Origin of the sequence: Winogradskyella sediminis (assembly GCF_003387355.1) — a bacterium.
In the GTDB taxonomy this organism is placed as follows: Bacteria; Bacteroidota; Bacteroidia; order Flavobacteriales; family Flavobacteriaceae; genus Winogradskyella; species Winogradskyella sediminis.
The window spans coordinates 897,859-919,660 of record NZ_QUNH01000002.1 but is presented as its reverse complement, the minus strand read 5'-3'; the positions used below and the strand labels follow the sequence as shown (position 1 = coordinate 919,660).

The window sequence follows — 21,802 nt, the reverse complement described above, 5'->3', positions numbered from 1 at the left end:
TTCAAGGTACAACGGTTGTGACTTGGACTTACGACGATGGCCATGGAAATACGTTTACGCAAACTCAAAATGTGATAATAGATGATGTTACAGCGCCTGTCGCTGATGCCGCTGCGCTAGCCGATATCACCGCAGAATGTGAAGTCACAACTTTGACATCACCAACCGCTACGGATAATTGTGCTGTAAGCGTAACCGTAACTCACGATGCAACACTTCCTATTTCAACTCAAGGTACAACAGTTGTAACTTGGACTTACGATGATGGTCATGGAAATACGTCTACACAAACTCAAAATGTGATAATTGATGATGTTACAGATCCTGTCACTGATGCCGCTACGCTAGCCGATATCACCGCAGAATGTGAAGTCACAACTTTGACACCACCAACCGCTACGGATAATTGTGCTGCAAGCGTAACCGTAACTCACGATGCAACACTTCCTATTTCAACTCAAGGTACAACGGTTGTGACTTGGACTTACGACGATGGCCATGGAAATACGTTTACGCAAACTCAAAATGTGATAATAGATGATGTTACAGCGCCTGTCGCTGATGCCGCTACGTTAGCCGATATTACTGCGGAATGTGAAGTCACAACTTTGACACCACCAACCGCTACGGATAATTGTGCTGCAAGCGTAACCGTAACTCATGATGTAATACTTCCTATTTCAACTCAAGGCACAACGGTTGTGACTTGGACTTATACTGATATGGCTGGAAATTCTTCTATACAAACTCAAAATGTTATTATTACAGATGCTACAGCTCCTATAATTGAATCAGCACCGGGAGATATTACGGTGGAATGCCTCGCTGACATACCACCTATAGTGAATCTATCTTGGACCGATAACTGTGATGCAGGCGGAAGCATTGCAGGTGTTGATGCACCTTTATCTGGGGACTCATGCGGAGGTACAATTACCAGAACATGGAATATTACCGATTCAAGTGGAAATGCGGCAATTACAAGAACGCAGATCATAACTATTAATGACACCGTTGCTCCTATACTTGCTACTGCTCCAGCTGATGTTACGGTCGATTGTTACTCTAACATTCCTCCTATGACTCAATTAAGTTGGACAGACAACTGTGATTCTGGAGGAAATGTAAATGGTGTAGATTCAGCTTTATCTGGAAGTAGCTACAATGGCACAATTACAAGAACTTGGAATATAGCAGATGCCTGTGGCAATAATGCTGTCACCAGAACACAAATCATTACTATTATTGATAACGTCGCGCCGACCTTTACCTTTTGCCAGTCAAACATAACACTAAATAATGACACTTCACTTTGTTCAGCAGTAGCCACATTTACTTTACCTACAGCAACAGACAATTGTGGGCCTGCAACTGTTGTACAAACAGATGCAACAGGTTTATCTTCAGGAGATGCTTTTCCTGTGGGTGTCACAACTTTAGAGTTTACAGCAACTGATGCCAACGGTAATAGTTCCGTTTGTACATTTGATATTACGGTGATCGACAATGAACCACCAACAATTACATGCCCTGCACCAATTACAATTAATGCAGATATATATTGCGAAGTTTCATCAATTCCTGGTTTAATACAACCTGCAACCGATGATAATTGTGCAAACACATATAACATCGTTAATAACCTACCTGATTTATATCCTTTACCTATCGGAAATCACTATATAACTTGGACAATTACAGATAGTGCCGGACTTACCGCGACTTGTGATCAATTGATTACAGTAGTCGATGCTACACCGCCAGTTATTTCTTGTCCATCAGTAGATCCTTTTTACACCACAGATCCCAACCAATGTAACGCAACATTATCTTTTACAGCTACAGCTACAGACGCATGTAACGGATCACCACTAATGAGTTATGAAATTGACGGAAACCCAATTAACTTCCCTTATACATTTCCTTTAGGAACAACTACAGTTGATGCTATAGCAGATGATGGCAACGGTAACACCTCAACCTGTAATTTTGATGTTGTAGTTGAAGACCATCAAGTCCCAACAGCAGTTTGTCAACCATTAACCATAACCTTGGATGCCTCTGGTAATGCTACAATTGCAGAAGATGCGATTAACAATGGATCAACAGATGCTTGTGGTGGGTTAACTTTTGATACTGACATTACAAATTTCGATTGTTCTGATATTGGCTCTAATACTGTTGAACTTACTGTAACCGACTCTAGTGGTAACACAAATACATGCATCACTACAATTACTGTTTTAGACCATGTTCAAGGCGCTACAGCTACAATTAGTTCTAATCCAGTTTCACCAATTTGTCAAGGAGAATCTGTAACATTTACAGCTTCTGGAACTAATTTAGGTGCTAACCCTAATTACCAATGGTATGCTGCAGGAACACCTGTAGGCACTAATAGTAGCACCTATACAACCACCTCTTTAGCTAATGGAGATGATGTTTACGTGGAGATCACTTCGGGTCCATGTGCAACATTAACTACAAGTAATACCATTATAATGACTATAAACCCATTACGTCCTGTAGAATTTACTTTAAATACTTCTGCAAATCCTGCCTGCTCAGGAGAAGCTGTTGACTTCTTTATAACTGGATTAATTAACGGAGGTACATCACCAACTTACCAATGGTTTGTTAATGGAAATCCTGTTGGTAGTAATTCTACATCTTATACAACCTCAACCCTTGTAGATGGAGATATTGTTTCTGTTGAAGTGAGTTCAGATCTTACTTGTGCTAATCCGGTGCCTGTATCTGAAAGTATAACCATGGAAATTAAACCACTCCCAATAGTGACAGCTCTTGCTAATGGTAGTAGTACCAATATAAATATATGTGAAGGTGATAATTTAACGTTAACAGGTTCTGGTGCTACTACCTACACTTGGAGTAACGGAGCAACGAATAACATATCTTTTGTGCCTGCTGTTGGTACACACACTTATACAGTAACAGGTATTGATAATAACTGTGGAAGTACTGACACCATTACAGTAACCGTGAAACCTAATCCGATAATTACCTTACCACCTGGAGGAGTCGACCAAAGCGTTTGTAGAACTGGAGGAAACCCAGTAGGAAGAGTAGAAGCAATTGATTTTTATGTTTACAATGCGACTTCGGTAACTGTTACGGGACTTCCAACAAACGTAAATTACAATTATAACACAGGTTCAGGACGCGTAAGGATTAATGGAAACCCTCATAATTCAGTAAGTGGTGTTTTCCCATATACTCTAACAGCCTCTAATTCTTGTAGCACAGTAACAGAAACTGGTGTTATTACAGTTTATAATGGCACACCTTCAAAACCAGGAACAATTAATGGAACTTCATCATTTTTATGCCCTGTAAGTACAGCAATTTACTATGTTGCAGAAGACCCTAATGTAGAAACTTATAATTGGACGGTTCCCACTTCAATGACGATTAATAACGGGCAAGGAACTAACCAAATTGAGGTGTCTATTTCGGGAGCTGTTACATTCTGGCAAAATATATCCGTTACAGCTAGTAATGCCTGTGGTACCTCAAGCGCTAGAAACAAATTAATATTATTGAATTATTCTTCATCTCTAAATATTGACGCTGGAAATGATATATATATTTGTGAAGGTACAACAAACTCTGTCTCAATGGACGCTGATTCTGATGGCTTAAGCAACACAGAATGGGAATGGATTGATAATGGTGCAGGTGGAAATTTCTCAACTGTAGGAACCTATGACCCACCGCCTTATTGCGATGGAGTTGTTATTTGGGGATGGTGTACAGGCTCTATGATTAATCCACCTCCAAGACCACTATATTCTGAAACCTCCACATACACTCTTCCCAATGGATTAGTAGCTGGCGATGTTATAACTATTAGTTTCCTTGCTGATAGCGGTAGTTTTAATGGCTCATGCCCTCCTGTAGAAGATACAATGCGTATTCATATCATTGCTAACCCTACAGCAGAAATGGCAGTGGCAAGCACCATCTGTCATGGAGAAGATATAGTTGTGGATGGTACGCCAAATACAACTGTGAGTTACATCTTTAATGGTTCGCCTGCTGGCTCTTTTGATATTGGAAATTCGGGTTCAATTACATTTTCAAATCAACCAGCTGGAATTTATGAATTAACAAGTGTTCAATATACTAATCCACCAAATAGTGATGGAGTTGGCTGTGTCAATTCGCTGTCTGGGGAAATTGTCACAGTTAACTCCCCTCCAACTGTCACAGCACCATCCGATATTACCATCTGTGAAGGAGATACTGTACATTTGTCTCCAATTACACTGGGCGGCACCAATGCTATTGGCACATGGTCAACATCTGGAACTGGAACCTTTAGCGAATCAACTTATATTCCTAGCGCTACAGATATCTTTAATGGCACAGTGACACTGACTTTAACCAATAATCCTAGCGATGGAGTATGTAATGCTGTTAGCGATGACATGGTTGTAACGATTAATCAAGCACCAACAGCATATGCAGGTGTTAATCAAACTATTTGTTCAGATGGCTCTGTGACACTAAGTGGAGCTATAGGTGGTAGTGCAAGTACTGGAATTTGGAGTGCACCAAGTGGAAGTTTCTCTAATGTAACAGATTTAAATGCGACCTATACACCAAGTATTACAAGTGGAACTGTAACCCTAACATTAACCACTAATAATCCTTCAGGACCTTGTAGCGCTAACACTGATACGGTTATAATCACCGTAAACCCAGCAGCAATAGTAGATGCTGGTTCAGACTTCATCGTTTGTAGTTCTGACACTATTACACTTAATGGAGCTATAAGTGGGAGTGCAACGAGCGGTACGTGGAGTTCTAGCACAGGAGGTACGTTTGAAAATGCTTCAGTATTAAACACGACGTATACCCCAAGTACAACAGATATTTCAAATGGAAGTGTAACGCTTACGTTAACATCTAATAACCCTTCAGGAGTTTGTAACCCTGGAGTTGATACCGTGGTTATAACTATAAATGAAGCTGCTACAGTTAATGCAGGTGCTAATATCACAACGTGCTCTAGTAATCCTGTAGTTAATTTAAATGCTACCTCTAACACTTCCGGAACATGGTCTGGAGGTACAGGCACATTCAATAATGTAAACTCAACAAATGCAGAATACACCTTAGGTGCAGGTGAAACTTCTGGAACCGTAACATTAACGTTCACTACACAAGATCCTGATGGTTCGGGTCCTTGTAACGTCGCTTCAGATTCTGTTACGATTAATATCACTCCATTTGACGATGCTGAAGCTACTTATCTCACTACAATAAACGATTGTAGCGATACAACCATTGGATTATACGGCAATGGAACTGGAGAGTGGTCTGCAGTATCAATTCCGCCTGGACGTCCGTATTCATTTTCAAACATCAATAATCCATTTGGGTACTTTTCTGGTGAAAGTGGAGCAGAGTATGAAATCACTTGGACATTAGATAACCCAGCTCCTTGTGCAAATGACACCGCTTCATTTACAGTAAATTTTCCTGATTGTGATACATTTATGACTTTTGATGGATCTGATGATAGTGTTAATTTCTCTGACAACTATAATTTAACCGGAAACTTTAGTATTGAAGTTTGGATTAAACCAAATGTAATCAATAGCAATATTCAAACCATTCTATCAAAACGAAATGCAGATAATTTAGCTACGGGTTACGACTTACGTCTGGTTAATAGTAATATTTCATTTAGAGCCAACGGTTCTGGTCTATCCGCAGGTGGTATAACTGCTGATCGATGGCATCATGTTGTTGTAACCTATAACGGCACCAACTATACATTATATGTCGATGGATTTCAAAGGAATTTTACAACAGCAGCTAGCCCAACTCCAAACACATATAACATGTTACTTGGAGCGATGTCTCGCCCTAATGAAACACCTGTTAACTATTTTAACGGTTGGTTGGATGAAGTTCGTATTTGGGATACAGCTATAAGTATAGAGCAAATTCGCCAAATGATGAATCAGGAAATAGAAAATGATTCAGGTATGGTTAAAGGATCTATCGTACCATTAGATATTTCTGGTTTAACTTGGAACAATTTAAGCGCTTATTACCAAATGAACCAACTGAATTCTGATATTACTAGTGGTCACCTTATGGCTAATGTGGGAGGAGTTCATGGTATACTTAGAAATATGACATCACATCAGGTAGAATCTGCTCCTTTACCTTATTTAACAACTGGTACATCTACTAATTGGGACTCTGCAAATGCATGGCAAAATGGAAATGATTTAATGATTCCTAATACCAATAGTGTGACTTGGAATATTGTTAGTACCAAACATAACGTAACAATAAATAGACCTATTGAAGTATATGGGCTTTTAGTAGACAGCAACAAATTAACAATTGCAGATGGGAACCCATTAACCGTAAATAAATACCTTAAAATTGATGGAACTTTAGATTTAGAAGGCGAGTCACAACTCTTACAACCAGAAGGAAGTATGGTTGATTATACCGGAACTGGTAAATTAGAACGCGACCAACAAGGAACAGGTAATAAATTTAATTATAATTATTGGGGAAGTCCTGTGAGTAATGCTGGTACGGCTGGTGACAGAACTTACGCATTGGCTTCTATATTATATGATGGTACAAATCCTGTATCTTGGACTACTGCACATAATGCCTTAGGAACAAATCCTGCAACTATTAGTAGTCGTTGGTTATATACGTATGCTAACCTTACTGGTACTTATGCTGAATGGCATCGTATTAACCAGAACACAGGCATTAGTGTTGGGTTAGGTTTTACTATGAAAGGTAGTGGAATCGGGAATTCAGAACAAAATTACACCTTTAGCGGACAGCCTAATAATGGTACAATTACACATACTATAAATGGCGGCAACGAAACACTAATAGGTAATCCCTATCCTTCTGCTATTGATGCACATACCTTTATAGAAGATAATAGTGATGCTTTACGAGATGGAAAAATTATATTTTGGGAACAAGCTCCAAATAATCCAAGTCATATTTTGGCAGACTACAGAGGCAGGTATTCGTATGTAAACTACTTAGGAAATTTAGCTGGCACAACCACATCAGAAGAAATAGATGGTAGTGGAAATGCCTCAAAAGAACCAGGAAGATATGTACCTGTTGGTCAAGGTTTCTTTGTTGAAGCCGATAGTGATGGCGGCACCTTAATCTTTAATAACGACCAACGTATATTTAAAACTGAAGCTTCTAGTCAATCTGTTTTCTTAAGATCAAGTCATCAGGATCAGGGTCAAGATGATGTTACTATTCCAGATGGAGAGGAACCTGTTATAAGACGCTTACGTTTAACCTTTAAAACGCCAGAAGGTGCAACGAGACATTTATTATTAGGATTCACTTCAAACGACGTGGCTACAGATGATGTAGACTATGGTTATGATGCTTTGAATGCAGATTACTTTCCAAGTGATATGACATTCCTCATCGAAGACGAAAATTACGTGATACAAGGAGTTGGTGAATTCGACAAAACTAAAACCTATCCATTAAGTATTCTAATAGGAGAAACGGGGCATATTGAAATCGGACTCACTGAACTTGAAAACTTCAATGACGCTATAGATGTTTATATTTACGATGCCGTAGAAGGCACTTATACAAAATTCAATGATGTTAATTTCCAAAAACACCTGGAAGTTGGAGAGTACAATAACAGATTCTACTTAGCATTTGAAGAAGATAGTACACTTTCTACTATTGAAGATGAATTTGAAGATGTTATGGTAAGGTATTTACATGACTCTGATGAGATTTATGTTAAAACACCATCATCTGTACAGGTTAAGCAATTATATCTTATTAATGTCGCTGGTCAGACTGTAGCTTCATGGAATGCTACGAATTTACCGATGTCTAATGAGATTAAGATTCCTGTGAAACACATTTCGCAAGGTACTTATATCTTAAAAGCAGAAACAGACACAAGTACATTTAATAAGAAAATTATAGTGAAGTACTAGTATACCACACCTTCAATTTATAATCATAAAAAAATGCCTTTAGAACTATCAGCTCTAAAGGCATTTTGTATTCACATAACGCAAAGGTATTTAACCCAAACACTTTGGTTGAAACAATATAAATCGAAGCGCTTAATTACACAATCTGAGCTAAATCCATATCATTAACTCCTCCATGACTAGCATTGGCAACCACTACTCCATTCTTAATGACTAAAAGTTGTGGCGACTGATGCATCACTTGAAACTTATACCCCACTTCATTAGAAACATCTCTAAAACTTAGCAAGTCTAAGTAATATAAATCTGCATCTAATTCTAAATCGTACGAAGCCACAAATTGATTCATAACCATACGACTGATACCACAGCGCGTAGAGTGCTTAAAGATAAGCTGTGTTTTAGATTTCGATTTTTCAACAATGGTGTTCAATTGCGAAATAGCATTTAATTCTTGCCAAGGCAATATTTTTTCGTCTTTAGGTTCAGAAGAACCACTAAATAGTTTATTAAAAATTCCCATATGTTAAAAGTCGTTAATAATACATAAACTTACAAACCAACACTATAAAATAAAAACCCCAACACCGTCAAAACGTCACATCAAAACTTCTTAAACAAGACATTTTGTCGTTTAATTCTTACATTTTAGTCTTGGTAAGATAATTGCCTAAATCTATTAGAACACAACATTTAATTAAAAACAAAGTTGGATTGAATATAGTTAAACATTAAAGACGACGAATCTATTTTCAACATCAACAATAAAAACATAAACGATGAATTTTAATAATTATACCATTAAATCACAAGAAGCCATACAGCAAGCACAGCAGCTCGCGCAAGGTTTTGGTCATCAGCAAATTGAAAATGAGCACATTTTTAAATCACTGTTTACAGTAGACGAAAATGTATTACCATTTTTACTTAAAAAGCTGAATGTAAACGTCACTATACTTCAACAAATAGTTGATAAAGAACTCGAGAGTTTCCCTAAAGTGTCGGGCGGAGATATTATGCTTTCAAGAGAAGCTAGTAAAACGCTTAACGAAGCGTCTATCATTGCTAAAAAAATGAATGACGATTTCGTATCTATTGAACATTTAATCTTAGCAATTTTTAAATCTAAAAGTAAAATTGCTCAAATTTTAAAAGATCAAGGTGTTACCGAAAAAGGTTTAAATACAGCCATCGATGAACTAAGAAAAGGCGACCGTGTAACATCTCAAAGTCAGGAAGAGACATATAATTCATTAAGCAAATATGCTAAGAATTTAAACCAATTAGCCCAAGATGGCAAACTCGACCCTGTGATTGGACGTGATGAAGAAATACGAAGAATACTTCAAATTTTATCACGTAGAACAAAAAACAACCCCATTCTTGTAGGCGAACCTGGAACCGGAAAAACTGCCATTGCTGAAGGTTTAGCACACAGAATTATTGATGGAGATATTCCTGAAAATCTTAAAGATAAACAAATCTTTGCCTTAGATATGGGTGCTTTAATTGCAGGAGCAAAATATAAAGGCGAATTTGAAGAACGCCTTAAAGCTGTGATTAAAGAAGTCACAGAAAGCAATGGAGATATTGTACTTTTTATTGATGAGATTCACACCTTGGTTGGTGCTGGTGGTGGACAAGGAGCTATGGATGCCGCAAACATTTTAAAACCTGCTTTGGCACGTGGTGAATTAAGAGCCATTGGAGCCACAACGCTAGATGAATATCAAAAGTATTTTGAAAAAGATAAAGCTTTAGAGCGTCGTTTTCAAATGGTAAATGTAGATGAACCAGATACCGAAAGTGCTATCTCTATTTTACGTGGAATTAAAGAAAAATATGAAGCACACCATAAAGTACAAATTAAGGATGAAGCTATTATTGGTGCGGTGGAATTATCACAACGCTATATCACCAACCGATTTCTACCTGATAAAGCTATTGATTTAATGGACGAAGCTGCGTCCAAATTACGCATGGAGATCAACTCTAAACCTGAAGAATTAGATGTTTTAGATCGAAAAATAATGCAGTTAGAAATTGAACATGAAGCTATTAAGCGTGAGAAAGATGAAACCAAATTAAAAAGTTTAAAAGCCGAATTAGCTAATCTAAAAGAGGAGCGCAACGAACTTAATGCCAAATGGAAATCTGAGAAAGAAGTAGTAGATAATGTTCAAAATATAAAAGAACAGATTGAAAACTTTAAACTTGAAGCAGAACGTGCTGAGCGTGATGGTGATTACGGTAAAGTAGCTGAAATTAGATACGGAAAAATTAAAGAAGCGAATGCGCAACTCGAAAAATTCCAAAAAGAATTATCAGAACAGAATGAAACATCTTTAATTAAAGAAGAAGTCACCTATGAAGACATAGCTGAGGTTGTTGCCAAGTGGACCGGAATTCCGGTGACCAAAATGTTACAAAGTGATCGTGAAAAATTACTAAAACTTGAAGACGAATTACACAAACGCGTTGTAGGACAAGAAGAAGCTATAGAAGCCGTTAGTGACGCTGTTCGTCGCTCTAGAGCTGGACTTCAAAACCCACAAAAACCTGTCGGTACCTTTTTGTTCTTAGGAACAACTGGTGTTGGAAAAACAGAGTTAGCAAAAGCGTTGGCCGAGTATTTGTTTGATGATGAAAACGCTATGACGCGTATAGATATGAGTGAATATCAAGAACGTCACGCCGTTAGTAGACTCGTTGGTGCACCTCCAGGATACGTGGGTTATGATGAAGGCGGACAATTAACGGAGGCTGTACGCAGAAAGCCTTATTCTGTAGTATTGTTAGACGAAATTGAAAAAGCACATCCAGACACCTTCAATATTCTTTTACAAGTATTAGATGAAGGGCGTTTAACGGATAACAAAGGACGAGTAGCAGATTTTAAAAACACCATTATAATTATGACATCCAATATGGGAAGTCAAATTATACAAGAGCGTTTTGAAGCTACAAAAGATATTCCTTCAGCAATTGAAGCGGCCAAAGTAGATGTTCTAGCCATATTAAAGCAATCGGTGAGACCAGAATTTTTAAACCGTATTGATGATACCATTATGTTTACTCCTTTATCCAAAGAGAATATTATAGATATCGTCGGTTTACAACTTAAAGGTATTACAAAAATGATAGCCAAGCAAGGTATTACATTCGATGCAACACCAGAAGCTGTAAGTTATCTAGCAGATAAAGGTTATAATCCAGAATACGGAGCTAGACCTGTAAAACGTGTGATACAAAAGGATGTTTTAAATCAATTGAGTAAAGAAATCTTAGCTGGCCGTGTTACAACAGATAGCATTATTTTGTTAGATGAGTTTGATAACCATTTAGTATTCAGAAATCAAGGGGATTTAGTAGCAGAAAAAATGTAATCTCATTGTAACAATTTAGATTTTAAATAGTCATTACATTGATTGGTTGGTAAAGAGCAACACAAATTTCAAGCGCTTGGAAGGAGTGTTGCTCTTCCTTTTTCTAATAATTTTAAAGAAATATTAAAATCGTGTTAAAGTCTAATTCTACTGGCCTTATTATGAAATAGTTTAAAAGTTATTAACAATAATTCGACGAAATACATGATAAAATATCATTTTTATCATTCCTTTTAACGGATAAATGATTACTTTTGTCGAGCTATTTAATTCCAACAAGACTTTAAGACTTTTTAATTATTGTTCAGTAATCCCTCTATAATCAGAGAATTACAATGGCTAACTTATGTTATAAACCCTACTTATAATAGATGAATTTGAATAGATACATAGACCACACTTTATTAAGTGCCTCTGCTACCGAAGCAGACGTTTTAAGACTTTGCGATGAAGCCTTAAAATACGATTTTTACTCCGTATGTGTTAACAGCTGTAATGTTGTTTTAGCGAAACAAGCGTTAGAACGTTCTAACGTAAAAATTTGTACCGTAGTCGGCTTCCCTTTAGGAGCCATGTCTACTGCTGCTAAGATATTTGAAGCGAAAACAGCCATAGAGCAAGGTGCTACGGAAATCGATATGGTAATGAATATCGGTAGACTTAAAAGCAAGAACTATCTTGCTGTCCTCAAAGATATCAGCGATGTTAAAAATGCGATTGGCAAGACCACACTAAAGGTCATTTTAGAAATTAGTGAACTTTCTAAAAATGAAATTGTAAAAGCTTGTGAAATCTGTATCGATGCCAAGGCCGATTTTGTTAAAACCTCCACCGGTTTTTCAAAAAGCGGAGCGACATTAACAGCTGTTAAAATCATGAGAAAAACAGTTAGAAAACAACTTAAAATAAAAGCTTCTGGCGGCATTAGAGATGCTGAAACAGCTCAAAAATATATAGATATCGGAGTCGATAGAATCGGTGCCTCTTCTGGAGTGGCCATGATGAATAATCTTACATCGAATGCTGCGTATTAATTAAATCACTTTGCTTAACTTTGTCGTATGAGTGTACATATCGGAGCAAAGCAAGGCGACATCGCAGAAACTATTTTATTACCAGGAGATCCGTTGAGAGCAAAATGGATTGCTGAAACATTTTTTGAAGATCCCAAATGTTTTAATGAAGTTAGAGGTATGTTTGGCTATACTGGTACTTACCAAGGCAAACGTATCTCTACTATGGGAACTGGTATGGGAGTACCTAGTATTTCTATTTATGCCAGCGAACTCATTACGGAATATGACGTAAAAAACCTAATCAGAGTGGGTAGTGCCGGATCGTATCAAAAAGAGGTTAAAATCAGAGATGTGGTTTTGGCTATGGCTGCTTCATCTAATTCTGGAGTTAATGAGTCGCGCTTTAATGGAGCTAATTATGCTCCAACAGCAGATTTTGGTTTATTTATGAAAGCGGTTGAAGCCGCTCGTGCTAAAAACATCGATATTAAAGCCGGTAACATTTTATCTTCAGATATCTTTTACGAAGACACCAAAGAAGCTTATAAAAAATGGTCAGAATTCGGAGTACTCTGTGTTGAAATGGAGGCTGCCGGACTCTATACTGTTGCGGCGAAACACAATGTAAATGCTTTAGCGATATTAACCATTTCTGACTCTTTAGTTACAGGTGAAAGCACAACCAGCAAAGAACGTGAAACAACCTTTAAAAGTATGATTGAGATCGCCCTAGAACTGGCATAGACACCATCTATTTTTTTATTATTGGGTTATTTTTTGCCATATTCTAGTCTATTGCTTTTAATCTTATCTTAGCCTGCAATCTAATACGATGTATAATGAAAAATTTATTCCTAATTGCTTTAGTATCTTTATTTGTAAACACGTCTTGTGTTCAGAATAATCAAAAGCATGGCGAAAGCTCTACATATTACTTAATAAGACATGCTGAAAAAGATCGGACAGATCCTTCCAACCACAACCCTAATCTAACTGACGTAGGACTCAAACGTGCCGAAAATTGGGCCAAATATTTTAAAGACATAAAATTTGACGCCGTTTATTCTTCGGATTATAACCGAACAAAACAAACAGCACTACCAACAGCCAACGCCAATAACTTAGAAATTCAAATTTATAATCCATCCAATTTACAAGTTGAAACTTTTATAAACAATACAAAAGGACAAACAGTCTTAATTGTTGGTCATAGCAATACTACACCAAAGTTCACCAATGAACTATTAGGAGAAAAAAAATATGAAGATATGGCAGACAACTTCAACGGAGGTCTATATATCGTTACAATAACAAAAGATGGAAAAACAGCTAAGAAATTAGTTGTCAACTAACTCTACGGTTACATTTTTGAGTTCTATTTTTGATAGCAATTTTAACCTATTGGCTTCAAAAGCTTTCCCTAAGCCTTCTAGAGGAATAGAGCTGTTTTCTGTTTTGTAATTATTGTAATCCACAAAACGCAATCCGGTAACATAACGCTCATTGTAAGCCTCTCTAAATCGCATACCTACTCCACTCGTTTCGGCATAAGAATATGCCAAATAATCGACTTTAAACGTATCTTTATTTACCCAATATACAAAGATATCTTCGTGGTCTTCACCTCCACCTAACTCATCAAAAGTGACTTTAATTTTATAGTAATCTTTAGATTTTATCTGCTCACTTCCTAATAAGGTTTTATGTACAGCTTTATCGTTTAATCCATAAGGTAAAACAGAAAAATAATGGACAGAATTTACTGAAGCCGCATACAGATTCGCAATAGAATCTTCAAGTTTTACAAAGGCATCGTTTTTATAACGTTCAAACCCAACATTGCTTAGCATATCGAAAATAGAATCGTTATCCTTTACTAATACGCGTCCTAATAAAAATTCGTGATTCTTACGTAAAGCTTGATAGTACACATCTCTAAATTCAAATTTTAAACTCGATTGCTTAAAACGATCACCACCCGAAACGTCAATAGATTTATCTATAATTTGATTTGCAGTAAGCGCTTTTACTTCTGGTGCCACATTGGTATCCATGTGGTTAGAGTTTTCGTTTTTACAATTAAAAAGTAAAACGGCTATAAAGACAATAATATAATTTTTCATTAGGGATTCATTTATATATAGTAAATTAGTAAAACTAGAGCTTAGTTTACAAGAAAGTCTTAAAATGTTGGTAAAACTTACAGCCTTAAAACTATTAAAGGTTTTAAATTATAAAGTCAATGTTTAAATTTACATTCTCATTTTGGGTAAACACTGATTACAAACCCGTTACAAAACTTCGCTAACATCATTAATATTTTTTTATTTTGAATAGCTATTTATCAAGTACCGTAAAACAGTTTAAATATTATAAATCTCTTGGAGATAAAACCATAGAGCAACTCTCTTTTGAAGATTTGCAAAACGAATTTGCTGCAGATTCAAATTCTATTGCCATTATTGTAAAACATCTTGTTGGAAATATGTTAAGCCGCTGGACTAACTTTTTAACTGAAGACGGTGAAAAAGAGTGGAGACAACGTGATGATGAATTTGTCGATAGCTTTAGCTCTAAAGCCGAATTATTAAAAGCGTGGAATAAAGGTTGGATTTGCTTATTTGAAGCTATAACTCCTTTAAAACCATCCGATTTAGAAAAAACCATTTATATAAGACATCAAGGCCATTCGGTTACTGAAGCTATTAACAGGCAAATGATGCATTACGCTTATCATGTAGGTCAGATTGTGTTTATTGGCAAATTAATAAAAGGAGAACACTGGGAGTCCTTATCTATCGCAAAGGGACAATCAAAACTCTACAATAAAAGTAAATTTCAACACCAGAAAAGTCGAAAACATTTTACTGATGATTTATAATTAAAAGTACTTCACCTTTCTACGCTTACTATTGCCAATCTCTTGACTAGAAGTAATAAGCAAACATTAACCCGTCACTGTTTCACTTCATATTTTCTACCGTTTTATATCCATTCTAAAAGGCATTAAAAATAAGCGTCTAGTATCAGGGAATAAAAATTTAATATTCAATTTCGATTTCGTAAATTCGTACTTTCAAAATTCAATAAAAAAACTTTCTCATGAGTAAATACGATATAATAGTATTAGGAAGTGGTCCAGGTGGCTACGTAACTGCAATTAGAGCATCACAATTAGGATTTAAAACTGCCGTTGTAGAAAAAGAAAGCCTTGGTGGTGTGTGCTTAAATTGGGGTTGTATTCCTACAAAAGCCCTTTTAAAATCTGCTCAAGTATTTGAATACTTAAAGCATGCTGAAAATTATGGTCTTAAAGTTTCTGGAGCTGAGCACGATTTTGATGCCATTGTAAAGCGTAGTCGTGGTGTTGCAGAAGGTATGAGTAATGGCGTAAAATTCTTAATGAAAAAGAATAAGATAGACGTTATTGAAGGTTACGGAACATTAAAAGCTGGAAAGAAAATAGAGGTTGAAGGCACGGAATATTCTGCAGACCATATTATTATTGCTACTGGAGCACGCTCTCGCGAATTGCCTAGTTTACCACAAGATGGTAAAAAAGTAATTGGATACAGACAAGCCATGACTTTAGAAAAGCAGCCTAAAAAGATGATTGTTGTAGGCTCTGGTGCTATTGGTGTAGAGTTTGCTTATTTCTACAATTCTATAGGAACTGAAGTTACTATAGTAGAGTATTTAGACAAAATTGTACCTGTTGAAGATGACGAAGTATCAAAACAACTAGAACGCAGCTTTAAAAAATCTGGTATAAAAATTAAGACTTCTGCAGAAGTTACTTCTGTAGACACCTCTGGCACTGGCGTTAAAGCTACTGTAAAAACTAAAAAAGGTGAAGAAATATTAGAAGCTGATATTGTATTATCTGCAGTTGGTATTAAATCTAATATTGAAAACATAGGCTTAGAAGATGTTGGTATTGCTGTAGATAGAGATAAAATCTTAGTTAATGATTTCTATCAAACTAACATCCCTGGATATTACGCTATTGGAGATATTACACCAGGCCAAGCTTTAGCACACGTCGCTTCTGCGGAAGGTATTCTTTGTGTTGAAAAAATTGCTGGTCAGCATGTTGAAGCTTTAGACTACGGAAATATTCCTGGTTGTACATATTGTTCACCAGAAATTGCAAGTGTAGGTTTAACAGAACAACAAGCAAAAGATAAAGGCCTTGATATTAAAGTCGGTAAGTTTCCTTTCTCTGCCTCTGGTAAAGCAAGTGCTGGTGGAAATAAAGAAGGTTTTGTAAAAGTAATTTTTGATGCTAAATATGGCGAATGGTTAGGTTGCCATATGATTGGAGCTGGTGTTACCGATATGATTGCTGAAGCTGTTTTAGGTCGTAAGTTAGAAACCACAGGACACGAAGTCTTAAAAGCTGTACACCCACACCCAACAATGAGTGAAGCGGTTATGGAAGCTGTTGCTGACGCTTATGATGAAGTTATTCACTTATAATTGAAACGCTATTAATTTTACATACATAAAAAGTTCCAGAATTATCTGGAACTTTTTTTATACGCTCTATTTTATGTGGATTTAAAACATAAAGCCGACACCAAATTGCCAAACCTCATTTTTACCATCAACATCTTCAAAAGGTGTATCGTCTTCAAAAATACTCGTTAAGCCCATAGTGTACCTTGCACTTACAAAGAATCCACCATCAAACTTATATGATGTACCTAATGCTATACTGGTATCAAAATCCTTAACATAAGAGTCCTCTTCATCAATTTCTATATCTCCTCCATCTGAAGTTGGCTCAAAATCAAATTCTTCATGAATCTTAAATCCAAATTGCGGACCTGCTTCAACACTTAAGCCTTCTACTAAATAAGCTTTAATTAGCAATGGTACTTGAATATAGTCTAATTGGTATTCAATATTTTGATCCGTATCAAAAACATTATCCTGATCTATTTCTGAAACATCAAACCCTTGTCCTGAGTAAAACACCTCTGGTTGAAAAGAAATACGTTCCGAAATTGGAAGTTCGGCAACCAAACCAACATTAAAACTTGTTCTTGCATCGACATCGTCAAAATCATCTCCAGTAATCTTAGAGAAGTTAACTCCTCCTTTCACTCCTAACTGAATCGCGTTAGAATCTGATTGAGCATAAACCGATGTTAATGCAAATAAAAATACTCCTGTAAACACTATTAATTTTTTCATAATTATCATTGTTTTATTTGGGTTAAAACACCAAAGCTAATAGTCAAAAACGCAGTAACCATAAGGCTTAACAGCAGTTTAACAAGTTTTTAAGTTTCGGTAAAAATCAATCGTAAAAGTAAAACACCTATCTCCGCTCTATCACTAAAAACCTTAACTCTATTGTTAGAAAACAATAAAAATTACAATTTATAACCAAGATCAAGAGTCAAACCATTTGGTGTAATTTCTTCAAAACCGATGGCATATTTTATGTGTAGATCTAATTTTGAAGTAATGATATAAGCCAAACCTAAATCCGTTCTCACCTTTAGTTTGGCATTATAAACATCAAAGACATAATTGATACTGGGACCAACGAACATATTAAAGTCTGGATAGATGTGATACTTGAAGTATGTAGGAGCATCAGTCTCATAAAAGTAATTTGGGTTGTGCATGCCAATCATTTTCTATGGAGAAACTGGCAAGACAACCTGCATAATACCCAAATTGTAAGGCCATTATTTTTAAATACGGAATTATAAGCAAGTGAATTCTGGAAATGATTTTTGTATATGGTTTTGGCCTGACCACTAACACAACTTAACACTAGCGTTTACCCGAATGACCTACGGCTTAGATACGGCTTAGATACGGAGTAAACACGGGTGAACCTCTTGTTTGATACAGCAGAACTTTATAGTACAGCTATACCAGCCATGGCTTTTGGTGCTTTGTATGGTGTTGTATCAGTAGTATCGCCGAAACTAGTTTCTTCCACCTTAAAAAAAGTGGCATTGAATCCTTCTTTAATGCCATAGTCCATTTGTGCTTGATCGTTACCCGTACAAAATACTATAAGTGAAATCACTAACATCTTAGTAGTAAAACTCATACATCTTACTATTTTAATAGTAACGGAATCCATAAGCAAACTTACGAGCCCGATATAAAGCTTTCAATAGCTAGCTCGTAACTCTGTAGACCAAAACCTAAAATAACACCTTTAGCATTAGGAGAAATATACGATTGATGTCTAAACTCTTCTCTAGAAAAGGTATTAGAAATATGAACTTCCACTACTGGAGTTGTGATTGCCTTAACCGCATCACCAATACCAACTGAGGTATGTGTATACGCAGCAGCATTTAAAACAATGCCGTCGTAAGTAAAACCGACTTCTTGTATTTTATCTATTAGCTCTCCTTCTATATTAGACTGAAAATGCTCTAAAGTGACATTAGCATATTTACTGACAACGGTATCGAAAAACTCTGTAAACGTTAAACTACCGTATATATTGGTTTCACGTTTACCTAATAAATTAAGGTTAGGACCGTTGATAATGATTATTTTTTTCATGTGTGGTTTTATCTTTTCAATTAACATCACTCGCTGTGGCTTACTAGCCACTTCATTTTACACCGTACTTTAAAAATGTGGTTATATGTAGTAAATATATTAAAAACTGGGCATAAAAAAACCGAAGCGTTCGCTTCGGTTTTAAATATATTATTATGTTGTGTTCAGATTCTTATAACTTGAATAAGATACCAAAAGCAGCATTTCCACCAAATGGGTTAGCAACATCACCAAAACCTAAGTTAAATTCTGATACAGCTTCTGCATCATCAGCATCTAACTTGCTAGAAGAGAAAGATAATACGTTCTTTAGACCAAAAGTTAAAGCGATTTTTTCAGTTACGAAATAGTTAATACCTAAATCTAAACCAGCACCGATAGTATTTTCTTTTACATCTGCAAGATCATAATTAGTACTAGCGTAACCAACACCAAACTCACCGTAAGTTTTAAAACGCTCACCTAAATCTAAAAAGTAATAACGAGCAAAAGCACCAACACCGAAAGTAGATTGGTCAGCTGTATCTGTACCAGCAACTTCTTCTTTAGCTGACTCAAAAGATAACATACCACCAATAGCTAAATCTTCACTGATGAAATAACCTAATTTTGGGCTAATTTCAAATCCAGATGCTTTTTCTTCTGTGTTTTTGTCTTCAGAACTGTTGAATCCAACCATTCCTTCAATGAATAGATCTCCTTCAGAAAAACCAAAAGTTTTAGCTTCTTCTTGTGCAGTAACATTTGCAAATCCTAATACTGCAACTGCAGCTGTAAAAAATAATTTTTTCATAATTTAAGTTTAAATTTGATAATTAAATTGGTCGGCAAATGTAGACTTTACTTTTATACTAGAAATCGTAATTTTGTTAAAATTTAACGTATTTCATCGATATTATTTGTTTTTAAACCACAAAATAATGCTAACCACCTATTAATCAACAAACACAATATTTGGGTCTAAATGTCTAAAATCGCTTTCGCCATGTAAATAATTAGTCTTCTATTTTAAAATTTAAATCAATAGTATAATTCTAACAGATGCTCTATATAAATACGTCGATTTGATACTTGCTTATTTTTCAAACTTTATGATTTTTGAAGTCATAAATTTTGAGTTTTGAACAAAAAAAAGAGAGGCACATTGCCTCTCTTTTTAAATATAAAATTTATGTTCATTAGAAATGTAATGCAAATCCAACATTAAATTGCAAAACACCTTCATCAGTATAATCCTCATTTAATGATAAGTTATATCTTAAGCCTGGCTCAATTGAAACACTATTACTAACGAACCATGCATATCCAGCACCAATACCTAACCATAATGGTGTTTCATCACCATAAACATCTTCTCCAGAAGCACCTGTCAAATCTAATGTTACAGGTATCATACTATTAACATAGTACTTAGCTCCTATTCTGTAAGAAAAACTGCTAGCAGCATCACCTTCATCGGGACTAAATCCACCGTAACCTAAACCAGCCTTAATAGCTAAATCATCCATGATAAAATAACCACCATCAAGACCAATATTGTATTCTGATGATCCATCACTTGAACTAAAATAAATACCTGTAGTTCCTAACATGGCATTACCAGTGTTAGCCTCGATTAACCACTTTCCTTCTGACGTTTGCCCATCAGAGTTTCCATCTTGTGCATTCACATTAGCGAAACCAAATACTGCCATAGCAGCACATAAAAATAATTTTTTCATAATAATATAAGTTTAAATTGATTACTACAAACTAAAGCCTTTTTTACTTAATATAAAAGTTTCACCACATAGTTATTAACATTTTTTCACATCTAAACACTTAACGCTTTAAATTCCAAGCATTTACATATACAATTATTAACAATTAAGATAAAAAATACGATAAATTACGTATAATAATCACAGGAAAATTTCATTGTAAATTGTTAATTTTAACTATGAAATGGGAACACGCTTTAACAGATTACACACATTACCTTCGTATAGAACGTGGGTTGTCTCATAACTCTATTGAAAATTATAGTTATGACATAAAAAAGCTTATATTATATGTTGAAAATCATTCTATTAGCGCCAATCCGACGACAATAGATACCGACACGGTAAAAACCTTTATTTATTCCATTTCTAAAACCATTAATCCAAGATCTCAAGCACGTTTAATATCTGGACTTCGTAACTTTTTTGATTATCTCATTTTTGAAAATTACCGAACAACTAACCCATTAGATTTAATAGAATCTCCAAAAATTGGACGGAAATTACCAGATACGCTCTCTATAAAAGAAATTGACACTTTAATTTCGGCTATTGATTTAACGCATCCACAAGGAGAGCGTAACAGAGCTATTATAGAAACTTTGTACAGTTGTGGTTTGCGTGTTAGTGAACTGACCAACCTAAAACTATCGGACTTATTTTTTGAGGAAGATTTTATTAAAGTTACAGGTAAAGGTGATAAACAACGTTTTGTTCCCATTAGTCCATTAACTAAAAAATACATTTCCCTATACATAAAAGCCATTAGACCACATATTCCAGTAATTGAAGAATACCGAGATATCTTATTTTTAAATAGACGTGGAAAGCAACTCACTAGAGCTATGATTTTTACAATTATTAAGCAATTGGTTGAAAAAGCAGGGTTAAAAAAAACGGTCTCTCCACACACCTTTAGACATTCCTTTGCCACACATTTATTAGAAAACGGTGCGGATTTAAGAGCGATTCAAATGATGCTTGGTCACGAGAGCATAACAACTACTGAAATCTATATGCATGTTGATCGTTCGCATTTAAGTGAGGTATTACATAAGTTTCATCCCAGAAAGTAGCCGTGAAAACGCAAG

16 protein-coding genes are annotated in these 21,802 nt (G+C 35.7%); 8 read left to right on the top strand and 8 right to left on the bottom strand.

Going from position 1 to position 21,802, the window contains the following annotated elements:
* Positions 1-17: 17 nt before the first annotated feature.
* Positions 18-8,006 (top strand): HYR domain-containing protein, encoded by a 7,989-nt coding sequence (locus tag C8N41_RS11445; protein ID WP_211318197.1) that lies wholly within the window; start codon positions 18-20, stop codon positions 8,004-8,006.
* Between the two features lie 136 nt (positions 8,007-8,142).
* Here C8N41_RS11445 and ytxJ read toward each other — a convergent pair whose 3' ends face one another.
* Entirely contained in the window at positions 8,143-8,529 is a 387-nt protein-coding gene (gene ytxJ, locus C8N41_RS11440; RefSeq protein WP_115839354.1) for a bacillithiol system redox-active protein YtxJ, read from the bottom strand.
* 256 nt (positions 8,530-8,785) lie between these two features.
* Here ytxJ and clpB point away from each other — a divergent pair, with 256 nt between their 5' ends.
* The 4 genes from clpB to C8N41_RS11420 all read left to right on the top strand — a co-directional run bounded on the left by clpB (position 8,786) and on the right by C8N41_RS11420 (position 13,760).
* A complete protein-coding gene (gene clpB / locus C8N41_RS11435; protein WP_115839353.1) occupies positions 8,786-11,392 on the top strand; it encodes an ATP-dependent chaperone ClpB in 2,607 nt (868 codons plus the stop codon).
* 371 nt (positions 11,393-11,763) lie between these two features.
* Positions 11,764-12,426, top strand: a complete 663-nt coding sequence (deoC, locus tag C8N41_RS11430; RefSeq protein ID WP_092447288.1) for a deoxyribose-phosphate aldolase — start codon at positions 11,764-11,766, stop codon at positions 12,424-12,426.
* A gap of 27 nt (positions 12,427-12,453) precedes the next feature.
* On the top strand, positions 12,454-13,152 hold the full coding sequence (gene deoD / locus C8N41_RS11425) for a purine-nucleoside phosphorylase (protein WP_115839352.1): 699 nt from the start codon (positions 12,454-12,456) through the stop codon (positions 13,150-13,152).
* A 95-nt stretch (positions 13,153-13,247) separates the two neighbouring features.
* Entirely contained in the window at positions 13,248-13,760 is a 513-nt protein-coding gene (locus tag C8N41_RS11420; protein WP_092447286.1) for a SixA phosphatase family protein, read from the top strand.
* On the opposite strand, the gene C8N41_RS11415 is transcribed toward C8N41_RS11420, so the two are convergent.
* Positions 13,746-14,531, bottom strand: a complete 786-nt coding sequence (locus C8N41_RS11415) for a DUF6503 family protein (RefSeq protein WP_115839351.1) — start codon at positions 14,529-14,531, stop codon at positions 13,746-13,748. The two genes, C8N41_RS11420 and C8N41_RS11415, sit on opposite strands and share 15 nt — an antisense overlap.
* A gap of 203 nt (positions 14,532-14,734) precedes the next feature.
* Between C8N41_RS11415 and C8N41_RS11410 the strand changes: the two genes are divergently transcribed.
* A complete protein-coding gene (locus C8N41_RS11410; protein ID WP_115839350.1) occupies positions 14,735-15,289 on the top strand; it encodes a DinB family protein in 555 nt (184 codons plus the stop codon).
* A gap of 221 nt (positions 15,290-15,510) precedes the next feature.
* A complete protein-coding gene (lpdA, locus tag C8N41_RS11405; RefSeq protein ID WP_092447283.1) occupies positions 15,511-16,887 on the top strand; it encodes a dihydrolipoyl dehydrogenase in 1,377 nt (458 codons plus the stop codon).
* A gap of 81 nt (positions 16,888-16,968) precedes the next feature.
* On the opposite strand, the gene C8N41_RS11400 is transcribed toward lpdA, so the two are convergent.
* From C8N41_RS11400 to C8N41_RS11375, 6 genes are all read right to left on the bottom strand, one after another.
* A complete protein-coding gene (locus C8N41_RS11400) occupies positions 16,969-17,607 on the bottom strand; it encodes a porin family protein (RefSeq protein WP_115839543.1) in 639 nt (212 codons plus the stop codon).
* A 182-nt stretch (positions 17,608-17,789) separates the two neighbouring features.
* Entirely contained in the window at positions 17,790-18,047 is a 258-nt protein-coding gene (locus C8N41_RS11395) for a hypothetical protein (RefSeq protein ID WP_147298956.1), read from the bottom strand.
* Between the two features lie 239 nt (positions 18,048-18,286).
* Entirely contained in the window at positions 18,287-18,484 is a 198-nt protein-coding gene (locus C8N41_RS11390) for a hypothetical protein (RefSeq protein WP_115839348.1), read from the bottom strand.
* A 41-nt stretch (positions 18,485-18,525) separates the two neighbouring features.
* Complete coding sequence (gene aroQ, locus C8N41_RS11385) at positions 18,526-18,951, bottom strand: type II 3-dehydroquinate dehydratase (RefSeq protein WP_092447280.1); 426 nt, start codon at positions 18,949-18,951, stop codon at positions 18,526-18,528.
* 172 nt (positions 18,952-19,123) lie between these two features.
* Complete coding sequence (locus tag C8N41_RS11380; protein ID WP_092447279.1) at positions 19,124-19,744, bottom strand: outer membrane beta-barrel protein; 621 nt, start codon at positions 19,742-19,744, stop codon at positions 19,124-19,126.
* A gap of 385 nt (positions 19,745-20,129) precedes the next feature.
* Positions 20,130-20,672, bottom strand: a complete 543-nt coding sequence (locus C8N41_RS11375; protein ID WP_115839347.1) for a hypothetical protein — start codon at positions 20,670-20,672, stop codon at positions 20,130-20,132.
* A 218-nt stretch (positions 20,673-20,890) separates the two neighbouring features.
* On the opposite strand from C8N41_RS11375, the gene xerD reads away from it, so the two are divergent.
* Entirely contained in the window at positions 20,891-21,787 is an 897-nt protein-coding gene (gene xerD, locus C8N41_RS11370) for a site-specific tyrosine recombinase XerD (protein ID WP_115839346.1), read from the top strand.
* The last annotated feature ends 15 nt before the right edge of the window (positions 21,788-21,802 follow it).